Source organism: Pseudoalteromonas sp. SG43-3, assembly GCF_014164385.1.
Classification (GTDB): Bacteria; Pseudomonadota; Gammaproteobacteria; order Enterobacterales; family Alteromonadaceae; genus Pseudoalteromonas; species Pseudoalteromonas distincta.
Genome location: NZ_JACJFC010000077.1, coordinates 1 through 571, shown reverse-complemented (window position 1 = coordinate 571; position 571 = coordinate 1). Strand labels below are relative to the sequence as shown.

The following is a 571-nucleotide window of genomic DNA, read 5'->3' as shown; positions in this document are numbered from 1 at the left end:
AAAACGTTAATCAAATGGCACTGAATGGTACTGCTACCATTCTTTTTTTACTTTTGAAAACTCTTGATAAATACAAAGTATCTATCAGAATTTTATTATCAGCTTTTCCAAATTTTTAAAGAGCAAGAGATACAAAAACCTCTCAAAATTAAACACACTCTATTCTCAGGCGGTTAATGGCCCGATAAAGAATATTTATTTTTAAGAAGTAAAAGTGGTGGAGCTAAGCAGGATCGAACTGCTGACCTCCTGCGTGCAAGGCAGGCGCTCTCCCAGCTGAGCTATAGCCCCACATATGCTGGTACTTACTGTTTTAACCATCTTCTTGATTAGACAAGAAGTGGTGGGTCTGAGTAGATTTGAACTACCGACCTCACCCTTATCAGGGGTGCGCTCTAACCAGCTGAGCTACAGACCCAAAACAATAAGTGTTGTTCTCTTTACAATAACAATCATCTGTGTGGACACTACGAACAAATAAGTTCTAAATCGTATAAGGAGGTGATCCAGCCCCAGGTTCCCCTAGGGCTACCTTGTTACGACTTCACCCCAGTCATGAATCACTCCGTGG

2 tRNA genes and 1 rRNA gene are annotated in these 571 nt (G+C 41.0%); all 3 read right to left on the bottom strand.

What is annotated here, in order from left to right:
- Positions 1–215 precede the first annotated feature (215 nt).
- Positions 216–291 (bottom strand) — tRNA-Ala (locus H5157_RS20675).
- Between the two features lie 50 nt (positions 292–341).
- Positions 342–418: transfer RNA gene (locus H5157_RS20670), tRNA-Ile, on the bottom strand.
- A 76-nt stretch (positions 419–494) separates the two neighbouring features.
- Positions 495–571, bottom strand: a 16S ribosomal RNA gene (locus H5157_RS20665); the annotation flags it as partial.